Here is a 17,169-nt window from a genome sequence, read left to right on the forward strand (position 1 = left end):
TTAATAATTATTCAGCTTCGGTCCAGTATTTTACAGCGCCAACGGCTTTATGCCAACTTTTGATCAATTGTGGCATATCATCCCTGAGAACTGGTTCAAACTGCCGGTTGATTTTCCACTGTTCCCGTATGTCATCTATGTTTTTCCAATACCCAATAGCCAAGCCGGCAAGATAGGCAGCACCAATAGCCGTTACTTCTGTAACTTCCGGTCGTACTACACGAACGTTCAATACATCGGCTTGAAATTGCATTAACAAGTCGTTAGCGGTGGCACCACCATCCACACGTAATTCCTTGATCGTAACCCCTGAATCTGCTTCCATTGCTTTCAGGACTTCCATCGTCTGGTAAGCAATGCTTTCCAGCGCAGCACGGCAAATGTGAGCGTCATTTGTTCCTCTGGACAAACCGAAGATCGTTCCGCGTGCATATTGGTTCCAGTGCGGCGCGCCTAATCCGGCAAAAGCAGGTACTAAATAAACCCCTCCGTTGTTTGGAACGCTCGAAGCAAGCGCCTCTATTTCAGCGGAGGTACCAATGATTTTAAGTTCATCTCTAAGCCACTGCACCACAGCACCTGCAATGAAGATACTGCCTTCGAGCGCATACTGTACTTTGCCATCAATCTGCCACGCGATAGTTGTAACTAGGTTGTTTTTGGACAATATAGGCGTATCGCCGATATTCATTAACATAAAACAGCCTGTTCCATAGGTATTCTTTACCATTCCGGTTTCGGTACACATCTGACCGAAGAGCGCTGCCTGCTGATCTCCGGCAATTCCTGCAATCGGAATTTTTTCAGCAAATAGACTTCCAGAGGTTTCCCCATATACTTCACTACATGATTTAACTTCAGGTAGCATGTTTACTGGAATTTTAAATAATTCCAGCAGTTCTTTGTCCCATGAAAGGCTATGTATATTATAAAGCATGGTTCTGGAAGCATTGGATACATCGGTCACATGCACTTCGCCTCCGGTTAAGTTCCAGATCAGCCAGGTATCAATGGTACCAAATAACAATTTACCCTCCGCTGCTTTTTCTGCTGCTCCAGGTACATTTTCTAAAATCCATTTCACCTTTGTTGCAGAAAAATAGGCATCGATGATAAGCCCCGTTTTGTTCTGTATGCTTTCCGCAAAACCACTTTCTTTTAACGAATCGCAAAAAGCAGCAGTGCGTCTATCTTGCCATACAATGGCATTGTATACAGGAATGCCCGTTTCTTTATCCCAGACAACCGTTGTTTCCCGTTGATTGGTAATTCCAATTGCAGCTATATCAATTGATTTAAGATTTGCTTTAAGGATTGCTTCGGTTGCTACAGAAACCTGTGATGTCCAGATTTCGTGAGCATCATGTTCCACCCAGCCAGAATGCGGATAAATCTGTGTGAACTCTCTTTGGGCAACAGAGACGATGCTCCCTTGCTTATTGAATACAATAGCCCTGGAACTGGTCGTTCCCTGGTCAAAGGATAAGATGTATTTTTCCATTTAATATTTGGTTAGAATGGGATTGAAGTCCGGCAAAGTAAATATATTTTTTCAAATATCAGGAGGAAGCATTTCTAATTAAATAGAATTGATATTTTTTCTAATGTAAACTTTAATAAACTATAAATGTTATTTGAATTATTAACTTAATTCTAACAAAATGGCAAATACACATAAATACGCACTTATCACTGGTGCTACCAGTGGTATTGGCTATGAACTGGCAAAACTATTTGCAAAGGACCAATATAACCTGATCCTTGTCGCACGGGATCAAAGCCAGCTTGACCTGAAGGCAAACGAATTTAGGGCGACAGGAGTTGAAGTGCGGACACTGGCGAAAGATCTGTTTGACAGGGAGCAGACGTTTTCTATTTATGAAGAAGTTAAAAAATTGGGGGTTGAGGTTGAGGTATTGGTTAATGATGCGGGACAGGGTGTATATGGGGAATTTAAAGACACTGAACTGCAGAGAGAGCTTGATATCATCGAACTGAACATTAGTTCAGTTGTCATATTAACCAAGGCCTTCTTAAAGGATATGCTTGTTAGACAATCAGGCAAAATACTTAATCTTGCTTCCATTGCAAGTAAGGCACCCGGTCCATGGCAATCGGTTTACCACGGCACAAAAGCATTTGTGCTTTCTTTTTCTGAAGCTATACGAGAAGAACTTAAGGATACCGGTGTAACTGTGACTGCTTTATTACCGGGGGCAACCGATACAGACTTCTTCAATAAAGCTGATATGAACCAAAGTAAGATAGTGCAGGAAGAAGATTTAGATGACGCTGTTAAAGTTGCTGAAGACGGTTATGAAGCGCTGATGTCGGGGAAAGATAAAGTGATTTCAGGATTGAAGAACAAGATTAAGGTAGGCATGACCAACATCATGACAGACAGTGCGGCGGCGCATACCATGGGCGAACAACAGAAACCACAAAATGAAGAAAAGTCATAAGACTTTTCTTCATAAAAATTTAATTGATAAGCCAAATGCTTTTCACACCGAAATTAATTAGGCTTTGCAAACAATTCCTGATACATCTTTAAATTGTTTTTTAAAATTCCCCTTGCTGCATGTATCCGGGTTTTCACTGTGCCAATTGGTATGTGGAGTTCTTGGGCAATTTCGTGGTATTTATACCCTTCAAAATATTTTATGAAAGGGATATAATACTCTGGCTGAAGTTTGTCAAGGGCTTTATGAATATCATCCATCATACATTTGTTTTCGCCGGTATTCGTAGAGGCACTGAACCTTAGCTGGTCCGACGATATTTCTTCAGTTACGCTAACAAGTGTGTTAATTTTGGTTTTCCTCCGGTAACTGTTGATAAAAGTGTTTTTCAAGATGGTGTAAAGCCAACCTTTGAGGTTTGTTCCTTCTTTAAACTTCGTGGCATAATGAATGGCCTTCAACAAGGTATCCTGCACCAGATCATCAGCATCATCAGCATCTTTAGTAAAGGAAAATGCGAAAGAACGTAGCGAGTCCTTGTATAAATACAACTCGTGGTTAAAATCAGTCAGTTTTTGTTCCATAGCTTCGTAAGATTTAGGTAAAAATTAGCAAACAATTCTCATACCAAGAATTGACTATTTTGCTAAACTTTTTGCCGATTAATGATAAACAAAAATACAATATAAATACTTCATTATCAGATGCTATGAATGTTTACAAAAATAAAAGGTTAAAGTCAAAATATTCTAGGTAATACCTCCAAAAATTAATAGGAATCAGGGATTATGCCGGTGATGTATAGCGTTCCTGAATAAGCTGAAAAATAGCTTTACGGGAAATTTCCGGATTTTGCTCAGCATGCTCTATTTTTTCTGTATGTGTAGCGAGTTCTTCATCATTTACATGTTCCCTGAACCATGTTGAATAATCTTTCCGCTGAAGATGGTACAACCAGGTTTCATCATCAACACCCGAGGCCATCTGTATAAATATCATAAGGTTATTAGCTTTAAGATTTAGCTTGTTTTCCGGACCCCGAAAATAAAAACTGTCAGGACCCATGTCTCCCTCAGCATACTTGCGTTTATGCCTTTGCAAAAGGTGACTGGGCATAATAGTTCTTACCAAGATAGTTTTTTCAGTAATCGCCTGCCATACCAGCATTTCACCTTTTTGAAGCACAACATTTTCTTCAATTTCTATTTCATGATCAGTTAATGAAGCGAATGCCGCCATTGAATCATTTGGATTGTCACCGATGATTAGTGTGACATTGATTCTTTTCAGAAATGCAGTGTTGATCAGGTCTGGTTTTGTTGTGATGGCTACAAAATTCTTAAAGTCTTCAGGGAAGTTATAAAAGCTATCGGTGACTTCGAACGGAGCTAAATGATGTGCCTCATCCATAATGATAAAATGAGGATGCCCCGTGTTTTTTCTTAAATCAATCAAAGCTGTAAGTAATTGCTTAAAAAATAATGGTCTGTCATTCAATGGAATCGACAACGTGTTCACCACAACATTTTGTAAGGCAACACTCATCAACTGTATCACTTGTTCAATTAAAGGTAATTGGCTACTGTCCCCTACAGTGATCATTTCAGGTAAATCCAGGTAATCTCCTTCCGGATCAATCAGGCAGAATTGGTATTTTTTATCAATAAGTTTTTCCAGAAAGGCAACTACAAAGGTTGTTTTTCCAGCACCAGAAGTCCCCGAAAGTAAGATACTGTTACCATAAGGACTAATTTCGAATGGCGAACCATCATAGCATTGGCCCAATTCCAGGTAGTGCCTGTTGAGCATAGAATCCATAGAGATCAAATCGTCCTTGATCATGAGCGCTATAAGCTCTGATACGCCTTCACCATGATCAGCATCTGTTGTCCAGTCGGCAACAATTTTAACCTGAGGCAAGGCATTTTGTACAGCCACAGCACATTCAGCAACCTTCAATAAGGCGTTATCGTTTTCTGCGTCCCCAATGGCGACTACATTATGCTCAGATATGCCGAGTTCTTTTAAAGCTTCGTGTAAACCTTTAGCTTTATTGATACCGGGAGGCAGCACCATGACGGCACCTTTGTTAAAAATCACCTGGTACTCTAATCCAGATTGCTTAATGGCATTCAAAACCGTATCCTGGTGGGGTTCCCATGTAGCAACGATGACCCTGCCTACAGAAAGAGGGCGTACTTGTTTATCCTCCAATATCTGGATAAAACTTGCCGGTGGACGCTCCCCCAGTAATTTTTCTTCCAGCGTTGCAGGTCTGTATATCAACGCTCCGTTCTCAGCTACAATGCGATCAAAAATTGCAAATTCTGGAAACAATTCCTGTAACTCCTCGAGTTGGCGGCCAGTGACCAGGATAAGTTTTCGGCCACTGGTTTTAAGTGCTTTCAGCGTTTCGACCACCTCGGGTGAAACCCTTTCCTGTTTTGCAAGGGTTCCGTCGTAATCTGTTGCCAATACATGATACCGCATAAGATATATTTTGCATTGAAAACAGGTAAAACAGATGCTTGTTTCAGTAATTATTTATTTCTAAATAAAGCTGTCCACCTCTCTGTAAGCTTGTACAAGTCGTTCTTCACCTGCAGTACCTTTTAAGGAAATACCATGTTCCATTCCCATCACACCTTTATAACCTTTTTGATGCAGGTGTTTAAACAGATTTTTATAATTAATTTCGCCGGTAGTTGGTTCTTTTCTACCTGGATTATCACCAATTTGAATGTACGCAATTTCCTCCCAACAGCGATCAATGTTCACAATCAGGTTTCCTTCCGTTTTTTGCATATGATAGATGTCATAGAGGATTTTACAGGAAGGACTGTCTACCGCTTTACATACATTGTAGGTTTCATGTGTTTGCTGCAGAAATAATTCTGGCGTGTCACTTAAAGTTTCTAAAACCATAATCAGCTGATGAGGTTCAAATATTTCTGCACCTGCACGCATAGCATCTACCACATTAGCCATTTGATTGCCATAAGGAAGCTTCCTCTCGTAAAAACCTGGAACAACGGTAAGCCATTTGGCGTTACATCTTTTTGCTGCTTCAACCGATTGATGACAAGTAGCAATAAAATGATCCTTAAATTCTTTTTTACCAGTAGTCAATGATGTTTTCCAATTGTCACCGCCGTCAACAACAAATACACCCATTCTCATTCCTAACTTTGCCAGCAGGTCCCCTATTTTCGTTTGCTCTTCTTTTGGTCTTTTTAAATAGCCATTGTCTTCGATTGATCTGAAACCCTGATCATACATATACCTAATCTGGTCCAGAAAACTTTTTCCCGCCAGGTTAGTGAACATGCCTTCATGTGGCGCATAATCGAGGTTAAACGGTTTCCCTTTTTTAATAGAATTCTTTTTCTCTGCCCCAGCAAATGCACTGATGGTGGAGGCTCCGACAAGTGATCCGGTCGCGATCATGCTATTTTTTAAAAATTCAATTCGGTTCATTTCATTTTAATTTACAGGTGTATTGCTAGGATTAATTTACTATCATTTTCTTAAAGCCCTTAGTAAGGGTGTCTGCAATTTTACCATCTTCCTGATGATAAATAAGATACGCTTCCATATCCCCTCTACTTTCAATAAAGCGGATGGCTTCCTTAACATCCATTGCCATCACCGCATTGTCATAGCCATCAGCACTAATGGCGTCCTTTGCATATATTGTGACACTGATTAATTGGTTGTCAAGTGGGTAACCTGTGGAAGGGTCAATTAAGTGGGCAATTTTTTTGGCTCCTTTTTGAATCCATTTTCTATAGTTCCCTGAGGTTGTGACCGCGCCATCAGTAATATTAATGATATGTCTGATTTGCGGTTCTGCTAAGGGTGTTAATGCAGGCCCTTCGATGCCTATTCTTCTCCGTGATCCATCAGGTTTAAGCCCCTTAACCCGAAGTTCGCCACCTATTTCAACTACAAATGAAGTGATGCCCAAGCTGCACAGGTAATCAGCCACAACATCTACTGAATAACCTTGTGCAATTCCATTAAGGTCTACCTGAATTCCCGGTAGTCGTTTTTTAAGAAAATTTCCATTTAACTCAATTCCGTCCATTCCTACAATATTTAAGAGTTTCCTGATGGTCAAACTATCAGGAAACTCTGTAATCGGCTTTGATCCAAAGCCCCATGCCTGAACTAAAGGACCCACCGTTACATCAAATTTGCCTTGGGTATCTTTATAGACTTCAAAAGCTTTGCTTATTACTGCCTTAAATTGTGCGTCGAGAACAACGCCTTCTTTAGAAGCATTGAATTCATTGATCAGCGAATTTGGCTGATAAAGCGACATTGACGAGTCAATGTCAGTTAATATACTGTCTACAGCAGCTTTAGAAATTACAGGGTTCTCTGCATAATACTTGATAGTGTAACTAGTTCCCTGTGCATAGCCATTTATTGTATATTCTTCCTGATCCTTTTTTAGGTAACCTAAAAGGACTAACAATGGCAGTATTAAAGCATGTAGTTTATAAACAGAAACCATAGTTATCTCTGGCCTAAATTACTTTAGTTTTACCGGGCATTGGAATCGGATATAGTCCATTTGCATCAGGCATTACCTTAGGATTGGCCGTCCACGTTAACTGATCTGGCATTAAACTATTTTCAGCCTTCAAAGCATCATCCCATTTAATCACTTGTCCGGAATAGGTTGCATACCTGCCTATGATTGCTGTTAAACAGCTTTTTGCACTACGTTCGGCATCAGCAAATTTGAATTCATTTTTTGCAATGGCAGCAAACAACTCATCATGTTCTGTCTGATATGGATTTTTATTGCCTTTTGTTGGGTGATTGTAAATCTCTTTGCCTGTATGATCCCATAAAACAGCCTGATTGCTGCCGGATAAATAAGTACGTCCTTTGGTACCCTGAAAAGTCTCATCAACCCGGTTTTGTGTACCTTCATAATGGCGACACTGGCTGTAAATAACAGCACCATCAGCATACGTCAATTCTACAGCATGATTATCATAGATTTCTCCATAATCTTTTCCTGTTCTCCAGGCACGGCTGCCAGTACCCTGAACGGAAATTGGATAAGCATTTTTAACCCAATTTGCGATATCAATATTATGCACATGTTGTTCCACAATATGGTCTCCACATAACCAGTTAAAATAATACCAGTTACGCATTTGATACTCCATTTCAGTTTGATTAGGTTCACGTTTTTTTACCCATACGCCCCCACTGTTCCAATACACTTGTCCACCTACAATATCACCAATTGCACCATCCTGAATTCTTTTCAATGATTCCTTGTAATTTTCCTGGTACCTGCGCTGCAAGCCCACAACCACATTTAATTTTTTCTGCTTAGCAATTTCTGCAGTCGCCAAAACCTTACGTATTCCCGGAGCATCTACTGCTACAGGCTTTTCCATGAAAACATGCTTACCTTGTTTTACCGCTTCTTCAAAATGCATAGGTCTGAATCCCGGCGGGGTCACCAATAACACAACATCTGCTAGTGCAATTGCTTTCTGATAGCCATCAAAGCCCACGAAACGACGTTCCTTAGGTACATCTACTTTGTCTTTGAACTTAGCAGAGAGTGCTTTATAGCTATTATCCATTCTATCCTGGAAGGCATCAGCCATCGCTACCAGTTTTATGTTTTCCTTTGTGCTCAAGGCTTGAAATGCGGCCCCGGTTCCCCGGTCACCACATCCTATCAGGGCTATTTTAATCGTATCATCAGCAGAGAAGTGACCACCTGCAAAAGCAAATTGATTTAAAAAGACACCTCCCGCAATAAGCGCTGAGGTTTTTAAAAATTCTCTGCGCTTCTCACGCAATTGTTTATTTTCCATGTTTTAATTGGTTTATAGGTTCTTAGTTGAGTGTTTTATCTGTCTTAAGATTACCGTTCTTAATAATCGGCAATAACTGGTTGGTTGTAATAAGCATCAATTTCCGCTTTTGATGGCGGAGTTACCGGTCTTACCAGGCGCATACCGATAAATGGAGCTTCCGGGAACCACCAATTGCTTTTAGGAATTTGTGGGTCCAATTGTTTCCAAATTGGGTCTGAAGCAAGCCTTGCAGCTGAGCGAAGGTCTGGAGCCTTACTTTCATAAGACCCACCACGAATGACATGCGCATATAAATTTTCAGGTACAGCTACCGGATTATTTATTTTCTCACCTTTTACTTTACTATAAAAATCCGGAATATATTGATCATAAGTCCATTCAGCAACATTACCGTAGAGGTCAAAAAGGCCCCATTTATTTGGTTTTTTCTTTCCTACAGGATGTGTTTTTCCGTCGCTGTTTTCTGCAAACCAGGCATAATCACCAAGTTTGGAGGCATCATCACCAAAGTCATATTCACTTGAGCTTCCGGCACGGCTAGCATACTCCCATTCGGCTTCGGTAGGCAAGCGATAAAATACGCCCGTTCTTGCATAGAGCCATTTACAGTATTGTATAGCATTGTAATGCGTCATGGCCAGCGCTGGATGATTTTCTTTTCCCATCCCAAAAGTCATATCGAGATATGGTTTTGTGGGTCTGGCTACGGCATCAACATTTTGAGGAACCGGTGATGTGCTGTTTGTGGTTTCATAGTCTTTATACAAAAATGGCTCATAAAGATCCCAGGTCAGCTCGTAGGTGCTCATCCAAAATGGGGAGATCTTTACTTTATGAACAGGTTGTTCATCGGGTTTTCCTTTTTTACTGCCCATCAGGAATTCTCCTCCAGGGACAGGCTGCATTGAAAAGTTAAGTTTGGTACCGTTGATTTGCTGCTGATAAGGCTTTCCTTTCTCCTGAGCTGGAGAAAGGAAAGAACCCATCAGTAAAGGAATTGCAAGTAATTTTTTAACGTTCATTTCTAATTTTAAGGATTTAAATCATAAAAATACATTTATAATTTAATAACCGGGATTTTGTAACAACTCTTTGTTTCGGTTAATTTCATCACGGCTAAATGGCCTGAAGTAAATCTTGTCTTCCCATTTGCGGTTTTCCTGTGCGGTCTCGGTTGTAGGAGTGTAAGTATAATCATAAACGGTTGAGTTATAGCGATAAGGCTTCGTCATACTTTGCCCAGCTTTAAACTTTCCGGTTACTTTAATATAAGTTGTTTTACGACCCAATGTTTCAGGAGCAATCATCCAGCGACGAACGTCATGGTACCGTTGCTCTTCATAAACCATCTCGATTCTGCGTTCCTGTCTATACACATTCCTAAGTTCGGCAGCTGTGCTTGCCGTGATTTCTGGCATTCCAGCCCGGAAACGAATACGGTTTAACCATAATGTTGCCTGGCTAAGGTCACCGAGTTCAATACTTGCTTCAATATAATTTAAAACAGCTTCGGTATACCTGAAAAAAGGCCATGGAACAAACTGAGGGTGTGAAGCATCAATAACGTTTGGATCTGCGTCAATGAACTTATGCATATAGTAACCGGTATAACTACCATTCCAGTCTTCAATTGAACTACCACGAGTATCTAAACCTTTAAAAGTAATAACTTTGCCATTATCCATCAAATCGTATTCACCAGTCTGTATTTGATTAGCAGGATCGACACTTCCGGAAACTTTATCCCTGGGTTTCCAATCAGCACCATCATATAAGATTGTTGCATATAAACGTGGATCACGATTGATGTAAGGAGATGCTTTATGCGCGGGGTTTGTCCAGCTAAACTTAGTCCCATCAATCATTTCATAATCATCCACCAATAACCCTATTGGCGTGTTACCTGCCCAGTTATGATAACCATTTGGCCCGTTGAACCTACCATAACGCATATCACTGCGGTCAATGAAGTACCTGGCAAAGATTAATTCCGAAGATGCAGCTGCATCAATACCCGGCCCTTTACTTCCGCCACCCATGGCTATGCTCTTATAGTTGTTACGACCTTCTATTGGAGAAACTTTTGATGCAAGTGTTAATTTATAACCTGCACCGGCATTAACCACTTCCAGCGCAGCTGCCTGCGCAGCTTTCCAACGAGCTGTGCGATCACCGGTTAAGTAACCAAGAAGCTCGGGATTTGCATATCCAGCTACAACAGTGGATTTGCCTTTGGCTGTAGGAATATCGTGTAGATCGCTCGCTGCATAAAGAAGTACCCTTGATTTTAATGCCAAAGCTGCTAAAGGTGACGTCCTCCCCTTCTCCAAGGATTTGCCTTTTAATAAAGTGTTGGCATCATCACAATCTTTAATGATAAAATTTACACATTCTTCAAAACTTGCCCGCTTAACTGCAAAATCATCATCTAAACCATAGCTTTTATCAACAAGTGGAACAGCCCCATAATAACGAATCAACTGATGATAAAAGTAGGCCCTTAAAAAATGAGCTTCACCAAGTAACTTATCTTTTATATTCTGATCAGCAATGCCATTTTCTCCTCCCGCTAATCTTTCAATAGTTAGGTTACATGCCCGTATTCGATTATACATCTGGTTGTATCCCCAGGTATTATCGATCCAACCCAAAGTTGTAGCATTGATAATGCTGGCGTTGATCAAATCGATCCCCCTGTTAGGGTGTGTAAACATGGACTCATCAGAAACAGACGACAGCATTTGCTCCGAAAATCCACCAACACTTAAGCCGTTGTATATTTCAGAAACAAATGCCTGGGCTAAAGCCGGGTCATTCCATACGAGTTCAGCAGAAAGCTGGTTAGGAGGTGTCAGGGCCATAAAGTCTTTTTTACAACCTGGTGCAAATGTGACTATGTATACTATGGCAATGGTATATATGTATTTATTGATTGATTTCATATAATAAAGATTTTACAATTTAAAAAGTTGCCTTAATACCTGTATTGATAACTCTTGCTTGTGGATAATACTGCGCACTGGAATTGGTTGATTCCGGATCCCATATTTTGATTTTATCCACGGTGAACAAATTAAGCCCATTAACATATATCCTTACCGCGCTGAGACCAACTCTTCCAACAAATGCAGGAGGAAGTGTATATCCTAATTCTACATTTTTGAGCCTGATGTAATTGTTACTGCGTATCCAGTAATCATTGCGTGCTGCATTATTGAGATCAGTATAATAGGTTTGACCACGATTTGATAAACGTGGATGCTCGCTGCTTGGGTTATCAATGCTCCAGCGGTTAATGTATGACCATTCTAAATAGTTCCCAATCTCACCTGATTCAGTTAAACCTACAATTTGTACCCCACCTGTTGCACCTTGAATTAAAGCGGAGAAATCAAAGTTTTTATAAGAAAGATTAAAATTGAAACCACCTGTGAAAGTTGGCGTGCTCGTTTTGTCATTCCTAATCTGGTCTTCACCGTTGAGTATACCATCGCCATTCACATCCATAAATTTCATATCACCTGGCAATAATTTCCCAGTGAAAGCACTGTAATCAAGTTTGTTCGCGTCAATCTCTGCCTGGTCTTTAAAAACTCCTGCATATTGATATACCAGTTGAGTTCCAGTTGGCCTGCCGGTTGAGCGCTGCCATTCAGGTGCACCTGGTGTTTCATCCCAAAATATAATCTTATTTTTAGCGTAACCACCATTTACACTAAGCCCGTAATTAAATTCACCAGCGCGGTCATTCCATGATAATTTGAATTCGAAACCTTTATTATCCACTTTTCCCAAATTTACAGGAGGCAGTTTATCTGTTATACCAGAACTTCCTGGTATAGAGTTTCCTCTTGCAATCAGGATATTAGTACGCTTATTGTAAAAAGCATCAAATTCAAAACTTAATTTATGGTCAAGAAATGTTGCATCTAAACCAATATTTGCATTATTAGCCACTTCCCAACCAAAGTTTAAGTTTGGCACTCTGTTTTCGAATAGTGTTTGAGTGAGCTGATCGTTCATCACATAATTACCAAAGCCCATTGTGCTTAAATATTGGTATTCAGCCAGCGCATCTCCGAAATAGGCTTCTGCACCCATTTGACCCCATGAACCTCTTAATTTTAAACTATTAACAAAATTCACATTGTCTTTAAAGAAAGGTTCTTCGGAGATCCTCCAACCAACTGATACCCCTGGGAAAAATCCAAACCGCCTGTCTTCAGGGAAAATATAAGATCCGTCCAGTCGCCATAAAAATTCAGCAATGTATTTTTCCTTGTAATTATAACCAGCTCTACCAAAATAACTTAAACGAGCCCTTTGAAATAAATTATTAGGATCCCCGGCATTACCAACCGTTTGTTCTCTATCACTACCTGCCAGCAATTCCTGTAGGGCGGTAGATAGAAAATATCTTCTTGATGCAGAGAAGCCGTCATTGTTGACTTTTTCTTTTGTAATACCAGCCATTAAATTAAAGGTATGATCGCTGATTTTTTTATCATAATTAATCATACCCATTAAGTTGATAGCCAACTGACCACCTGCAGTTTCAGACAAACTTGCATCAGTGCGTGGTGAGCGAACGGAACCTTCCAACTTAGGAGTCACACCATCGGCTTCAAAGGTTACTTTATCCCAGTCATAAAGTGTCCATGGGGTTTGCCAATTTTTTTGTCTTCCAGAAAATTTATCTATGGCAGCAGTACCTGTTACTTTTAAGCCTTCAATTCCTGGAATTGTTATTTCTAACTTACCTGTAGATTGAAAATAATCCCTGCGATCTCTATTATAACCCGTCAAATCGGTAGTAATTACATATGGATTATAGCCGAATTCTATGTCCCTGCCTGGCAGACCATTTGGCCATACTTCCATTTCCGTGGGTTTACCGCGCATTAACATCCTGAAAATATCCCCTGCACCTACTGTAGGAAAGTTACGAGCCTCTTCTCTTCCCGTTACACCTAAAGATGCTGTAATATATTGGTTTAATTTTGCCTCCAGATTGATACGCATGTCGTATTGCTGATATCCGGTTGCAGAATTTTTGTAGTAACCATCCTGATCCAGGTAGCCAAGTGAAATCAGGTACTTAAGATTATCAGTGCCACCATTAATCTGCATATTATGCTTTTGTTGTGGTGACCATGTTTTTAAAGTTGTACCAAACCAGTCTGTATTCGGGTAACGCAATGGATCAGATCCGTCGGCAAATTGTTGCATTTCATCTGGCCGATATGCTGCAAAAATTGTTTTACCTGGCAGAACATATGACCCCGTAGAATTAAAACTATCCCATGCTGTACTCCATTGATTACTCGGTAAATCAGCACCAAAAATCTTAAGCTCGTTTAAGATTTCTGCGTACTGTGAAGAACTGGACATTTTAGGAGTTCTGGTCGGTTGTTGTAAACCATAGCCAAAATCATAGGAGAACTGTGGTTTTCCAGACTTACCTTGTTTTGTGGTAATCAAAATAACCCCATTGGCAGCACGTGATCCATAAATGGCAGCAGAAGCATCTTTCAGCACGGAAACACTCTCCACATCATTTGGATTGATCCTTTCTAAACCACCAGCCCTGTTTGGCACACCATCAATAACAATTAAAGCGTTGTTGTTACCTAATGAATTTACGCCACGAATGCGAATTGCAGAACCATCATAGCCAGGCTCACCACTACTTTGAATCGCTGTTACGCCCGGTAGACGCCCCGCTAAAGAGTTGGAAAGATTGACGGTTGGTGTTTTAGCAAGTTCAGATCCTTGAACGGCGGCGACGGCCCCCGATACTACTGCCTTTTTTTGGGTACCATATCCCACCACGATAATCTCGGTCAGCTCCTGGCTAGTTTCCAGAAGTTTAACATTAATGATAGCTTGATTATTCACCGCGACCTCTTTGGTTACATAGCCCATGTAAGAAAAGACTAAAATCCCGTTGTCTGGAACTTTTATCGTATAATTTCCAGATAATTCAGTACTGGTAGCGGTTGTTCCGTTTTTAAGTTTAACGCTGACACCTGGTATTGGATTTCCTGTGGCATCGGTAACCTGCCCCTTAACCACAACATCCGCTACTCTACTATTCATTGGCCTGATCACTATTAAGTTATCTTCAAGCGTATGAAACTTCAACCCAGTATCTTTTAAAAGGATAGACAAGGCCTCAGTTACAAGAATGTCTTGTTGATGAAGTGTGATGCTCTTGTTCAGAGGAATGTCTTCCTCACTAAATAACAGTCTAAAATCCCCCTTCTTCTCAAGAAGGATTAAAGCCTCTTTGAGCTTAACGTCGTTAAAGTTTAAGTCAACTTTTGTAACCTGTGAGAAGGTTGAAGCAGATGCCTGCAAACATAAGAGAAACGTTAATACAAAGGTCCAGTTTAACATTAATGTCAATTTTGTTTTGGAAAAGTGGGCACATAGAACTCCATTGCACAGTTCTTTTTTTTTCATAGATTTGTGTGTTACAAGGTTAAAAATCTGTAAGCGTAGCATTTACTACTGCTGATGGTTTGAAAGGGAGAATAATGTTTGCCGCATTTTCTCCCTTTTTTAATGGATAATTACGTCATGATCGGTTAATTTAAAGTTAAAAGGTTTGATTAATTGCATAGCTGTGAGTGCTTCTTCAATGTTTTCGTCTTTTAAGACCCCCGTGAAGCGATAGGATCCTGTTTTTTGTGATTTTAAATGAATCTTGACATTATACCAACGTTCTAGTTTTGGTTTCATTTCTTCAAATGTTTCGTTTCTAAAAACCAGCTTACTGTCTTTCCAGGAAGTTTCTTCTATGTAAACCTGATTGCCAATCTGTACAGGATTAACATTCTCTATCATTAAGGTGATATCGTTCGGTACTACTTTTTGCTTTTCTCCTGTCTCTTTTTTCTCGACCAGGGCGAATTTTTCTGAAGGGTTTAATATAATCTTTTGCTCTGGTTTATTGTTGACGGAAAGCTCTATTGAGCCATTAATTAAGGTTGCTTCAGACTTTTGATCTGTCGCATAAGCTTTCACATTAAATTTTGTCCCCAGAACTTTGATGGAAATTTTATTGGTGCGCACAAAGAAGGGGCGTTTAAGATGATGGGCAACGTCGAAATAAGCTTCTCCGGTAAGGAAAACGACACGTTTCTTATCCTCGTTGATGGTCGTGTTGTAGGTAAGTTTACTATCTGAATTGAGCCACACGATCGTTCCGTCTGGAAGGTTGATCTTTTTTCTCATACCTTTTCCAGCAATAATCTGAATTTTAGACGCTGCTGTATCCTTTGTTGTGAAGACGAATAAACCTGCGATCAGAATGATCAACAAGGCAGAAATCAGGCTGATTTTTGTTTTAATGTTCAAGGCGGTCAGGGAAAGCCTTTTAGCATGCGCTAATTCATTTTTATACTTATCCTGATGGCAGTGATAAACGATGTCAATTTCAGGCATCATTTCTGTAGAAGGAGACTTTAACCAGAGTTGACCTAATATTTCATCGTAATAAATGGAGTCCGGATATTTAGCCATTAGCTCATTTAACTCATCAATTTCAAGTTGAGTTGCTTCACCAGCCAATTTCCGGGCTAGTAATTCATGTATTCTGTGTTTATCCATAGGGATGTCCAGCGGAAGTTTATATTGGTTATAGAGAGGACAATAGATCAGAGAAAACTCCCTAGTCAATTTGAAATAAAAATTAAAAAGAATTCGTAAGGTTGAATTCTGCTTTGAGTATGCTAGTTAATTTCTTAATGGCAGTAACAAGATGAGCGTCTACTGTCTTGGTGGAAATATTTAAAATGATTGCTGCATCCTTATAACTCAATCCCTCTTCCTTAATCAGTTTGAAAACGAGTTTGCAACGGTTAGGCAATGCCTGTATGGCAATCTCCAGCTTTTTCCTAAGCTCATCATTGATGAAAATTTGTTCAGGGGTCAGATTATCTAAAAAAACTTCAATTGCGATGTCTTCAATCGAAACCACGGTTTGTTTGGAGATTTTATTCAGCGCATTTAATGAAAGATTGCGGGCAATAACAAAAGCATAAACTTTAATGTTTTCAATTTCCAAAAGCCTCAGCCTGCTTTTCCACAGCGCAAGCATCACATCACTGGCTATTTCCTCTGCTAACTCTCTGGATTTTAATAAACTAAAGCTAAATCTAAATAAGGAAGGAAATAATAATTTAAAGAGTTGCTTGTATGCATGTTGATTGTTATCCAATGCAATTTTACTTACAAGATGGTTCAAGTCAGGTAAATGGTTCGACATAGGCATAATTTGGTTAATTCAAATCTATGAATTAATCAATACGAAGCAAATCTATTATCAGTTAGAAGCAATCTAAATCTCCATTAATGAAATTGCATTCGTATTGCCCTGCTGGATGGCCAAATCTATAGCAGTTAAACCACGGTTCTCTTTAATAGTGAGATCCGCTCCATGCTTCATTACGACCTTCACTAATTCATCTCGTCCAAACAGCACCGCAAACATCAATGCCGTGCCTCCATTTGAATGTTGGATATTTAAATCAGCGCCATAAGCAATAAGTAATTCAGCTATTTGGGGATAGCCTTTGAAACAAACGCCCATTAGGGCAGTATTTCCACCCAGATCCTGCATATTTACATCGGCATGGGCGTCTAAAAGTATTTTAACAGCCTCCACCTGATCATTGTAACTTGCAATAATCAGTGGAGTATAACCTCTTAAATCCTGTGTATTTACATCAGCCCCCTGCGCTATCAAAGATTGTAGAAGCGGTAAGTCACCGGTCCTGGCCGCATTAATAAGCTGATCATTTATTTTTTCCATGGAATTGAAATAATTGTTTACAAAGGATTTAAGA

The 17,169-nt window shown here is 39.9% G+C and carries 13 protein-coding genes; 1 reads left to right on the forward strand and 12 read right to left on the reverse strand.

The window, feature by feature from the left end:
• Positions 1–7 precede the first annotated feature (7 nt).
• Positions 8–1,501 carry a glycerol kinase GlpK gene (gene glpK, locus WG905_RS07075; protein ID WP_339591007.1) on the reverse strand — a complete coding sequence of 498 codons (1,494 nt, stop codon included), beginning with the start codon at positions 1,499–1,501 and terminating at the stop codon, positions 8–10.
• Between the two features lie 160 nt (positions 1,502–1,661).
• Between glpK and WG905_RS07080 the strand changes: the two genes are divergently transcribed.
• Positions 1,662–2,462: an SDR family NAD(P)-dependent oxidoreductase gene (locus WG905_RS07080; RefSeq protein WP_339591008.1), complete on the forward strand. Its 801-nt coding sequence runs from the start codon at positions 1,662–1,664 to the stop codon at positions 2,460–2,462.
• 53 nt (positions 2,463–2,515) lie between these two features.
• Here the strand turns inward: WG905_RS07080 and WG905_RS07085 are convergent, their stop codons facing one another.
• From WG905_RS07085 to WG905_RS07135, 11 genes are all read right to left on the reverse strand, one after another.
• Positions 2,516–3,046 (reverse strand): RNA polymerase sigma factor, encoded by a 531-nt coding sequence (locus tag WG905_RS07085; RefSeq protein ID WP_339591009.1) that lies wholly within the window; start codon positions 3,044–3,046, stop codon positions 2,516–2,518.
• A gap of 202 nt (positions 3,047–3,248) precedes the next feature.
• Positions 3,249–4,952, reverse strand: coding sequence for an HAD family hydrolase (locus tag WG905_RS07090; protein ID WP_339591010.1), 1,704 nt, complete (start codon positions 4,950–4,952; stop codon positions 3,249–3,251).
• 60 nt (positions 4,953–5,012) lie between these two features.
• On the reverse strand, positions 5,013–5,939 hold the full coding sequence (locus WG905_RS07095) for a hydroxypyruvate isomerase family protein (protein ID WP_339591011.1): 927 nt from the start codon (positions 5,937–5,939) through the stop codon (positions 5,013–5,015).
• Positions 5,940–5,970: 31 nt separating this feature from the next.
• On the reverse strand, positions 5,971–6,942 hold the full coding sequence (locus WG905_RS07100; RefSeq protein ID WP_339591012.1) for an FAD:protein FMN transferase: 972 nt from the start codon (positions 6,940–6,942) through the stop codon (positions 5,971–5,973).
• Between the two features lie 52 nt (positions 6,943–6,994).
• A complete protein-coding gene (locus tag WG905_RS07105) occupies positions 6,995–8,314 on the reverse strand; it encodes a Gfo/Idh/MocA family protein (protein WP_339591013.1) in 1,320 nt (439 codons plus the stop codon).
• Positions 8,315–8,373: 59 nt separating this feature from the next.
• Positions 8,374–9,339: a formylglycine-generating enzyme family protein gene (locus WG905_RS07110; protein ID WP_339591014.1), complete on the reverse strand. Its 966-nt coding sequence runs from the start codon at positions 9,337–9,339 to the stop codon at positions 8,374–8,376.
• Positions 9,340–9,381: 42 nt separating this feature from the next.
• Complete coding sequence (locus WG905_RS07115) at positions 9,382–11,259, reverse strand: RagB/SusD family nutrient uptake outer membrane protein (RefSeq protein ID WP_339591015.1); 1,878 nt, start codon at positions 11,257–11,259, stop codon at positions 9,382–9,384.
• 19 nt (positions 11,260–11,278) lie between these two features.
• Complete coding sequence (locus WG905_RS07120) at positions 11,279–14,782, reverse strand: SusC/RagA family TonB-linked outer membrane protein (protein ID WP_339591016.1); 3,504 nt, start codon at positions 14,780–14,782, stop codon at positions 11,279–11,281.
• Positions 14,783–14,881: 99 nt separating this feature from the next.
• A complete protein-coding gene (locus WG905_RS07125; RefSeq protein WP_339591017.1) occupies positions 14,882–15,931 on the reverse strand; it encodes a FecR family protein in 1,050 nt (349 codons plus the stop codon).
• A gap of 82 nt (positions 15,932–16,013) precedes the next feature.
• On the reverse strand, positions 16,014–16,589 hold the full coding sequence (locus tag WG905_RS07130; RefSeq protein WP_339591018.1) for an RNA polymerase sigma factor: 576 nt from the start codon (positions 16,587–16,589) through the stop codon (positions 16,014–16,016).
• A gap of 72 nt (positions 16,590–16,661) precedes the next feature.
• Positions 16,662–17,135, reverse strand: coding sequence for an ankyrin repeat domain-containing protein (locus WG905_RS07135; protein ID WP_339591019.1), 474 nt, complete (start codon positions 17,133–17,135; stop codon positions 16,662–16,664).
• Between the last annotated feature and the right edge of the window lie 34 nt (positions 17,136–17,169).

The sequence above is a fragment of the Pedobacter immunditicola genome (genome assembly GCF_037482985.1).
GTDB classification, from domain to species: domain Bacteria; phylum Bacteroidota; class Bacteroidia; order Sphingobacteriales; family Sphingobacteriaceae; genus Pedobacter; species Pedobacter immunditicola.

What these genes read in the sequence shown, in the direction of transcription:
- WG905_RS07120 (WP_339591016.1), bottom strand. Translation starts at nt 14,782, where the DNA reads ATGAAAAAAAAAGAACTGTGCAATGGAGTTCTATGTGCCCACTTTTCC.
- WG905_RS07115 (WP_339591015.1), bottom strand. Translation starts at nt 11,259, where the DNA reads ATGAAATCAATCAATAAATACATATATACCATTGCCATAGTATACATA.
- WG905_RS07110 (WP_339591014.1), bottom strand. Translation starts at nt 9,339, where the DNA reads ATGAACGTTAAAAAATTACTTGCAATTCCTTTACTGATGGGTTCTTTC.
- WG905_RS07130 (WP_339591018.1), bottom strand. Translation starts at nt 16,589, where the DNA reads ATGTCGAACCATTTACCTGACTTGAACCATCTTGTAAGTAAAATTGCA.
- WG905_RS07125 (WP_339591017.1), bottom strand. Translation starts at nt 15,931, where the DNA reads ATGGATAAACACAGAATACATGAATTACTAGCCCGGAAATTGGCTGGT.
- WG905_RS07090 (WP_339591010.1), bottom strand. Translation starts at nt 4,952, where the DNA reads ATGCGGTATCATGTATTGGCAACAGATTACGACGGAACCCTTGCAAAA.
- WG905_RS07085 (WP_339591009.1), bottom strand. Translation starts at nt 3,046, where the DNA reads ATGGAACAAAAACTGACTGATTTTAACCACGAGTTGTATTTATACAAG.
- WG905_RS07095 (WP_339591011.1), bottom strand. Translation starts at nt 5,939, where the DNA reads ATGAACCGAATTGAATTTTTAAAAAATAGCATGATCGCGACCGGATCA.
- WG905_RS07080 (WP_339591008.1), top strand. Translation starts at nt 1,662, where the DNA reads ATGGCAAATACACATAAATACGCACTTATCACTGGTGCTACCAGTGGT.
- glpK (WP_339591007.1), bottom strand. Translation starts at nt 1,501, where the DNA reads ATGGAAAAATACATCTTATCCTTTGACCAGGGAACGACCAGTTCCAGG.
- WG905_RS07105 (WP_339591013.1), bottom strand. Translation starts at nt 8,314, where the DNA reads ATGGAAAATAAACAATTGCGTGAGAAGCGCAGAGAATTTTTAAAAACC.
- WG905_RS07135 (WP_339591019.1), bottom strand. Translation starts at nt 17,135, where the DNA reads ATGGAAAAAATAAATGATCAGCTTATTAATGCGGCCAGGACCGGTGAC.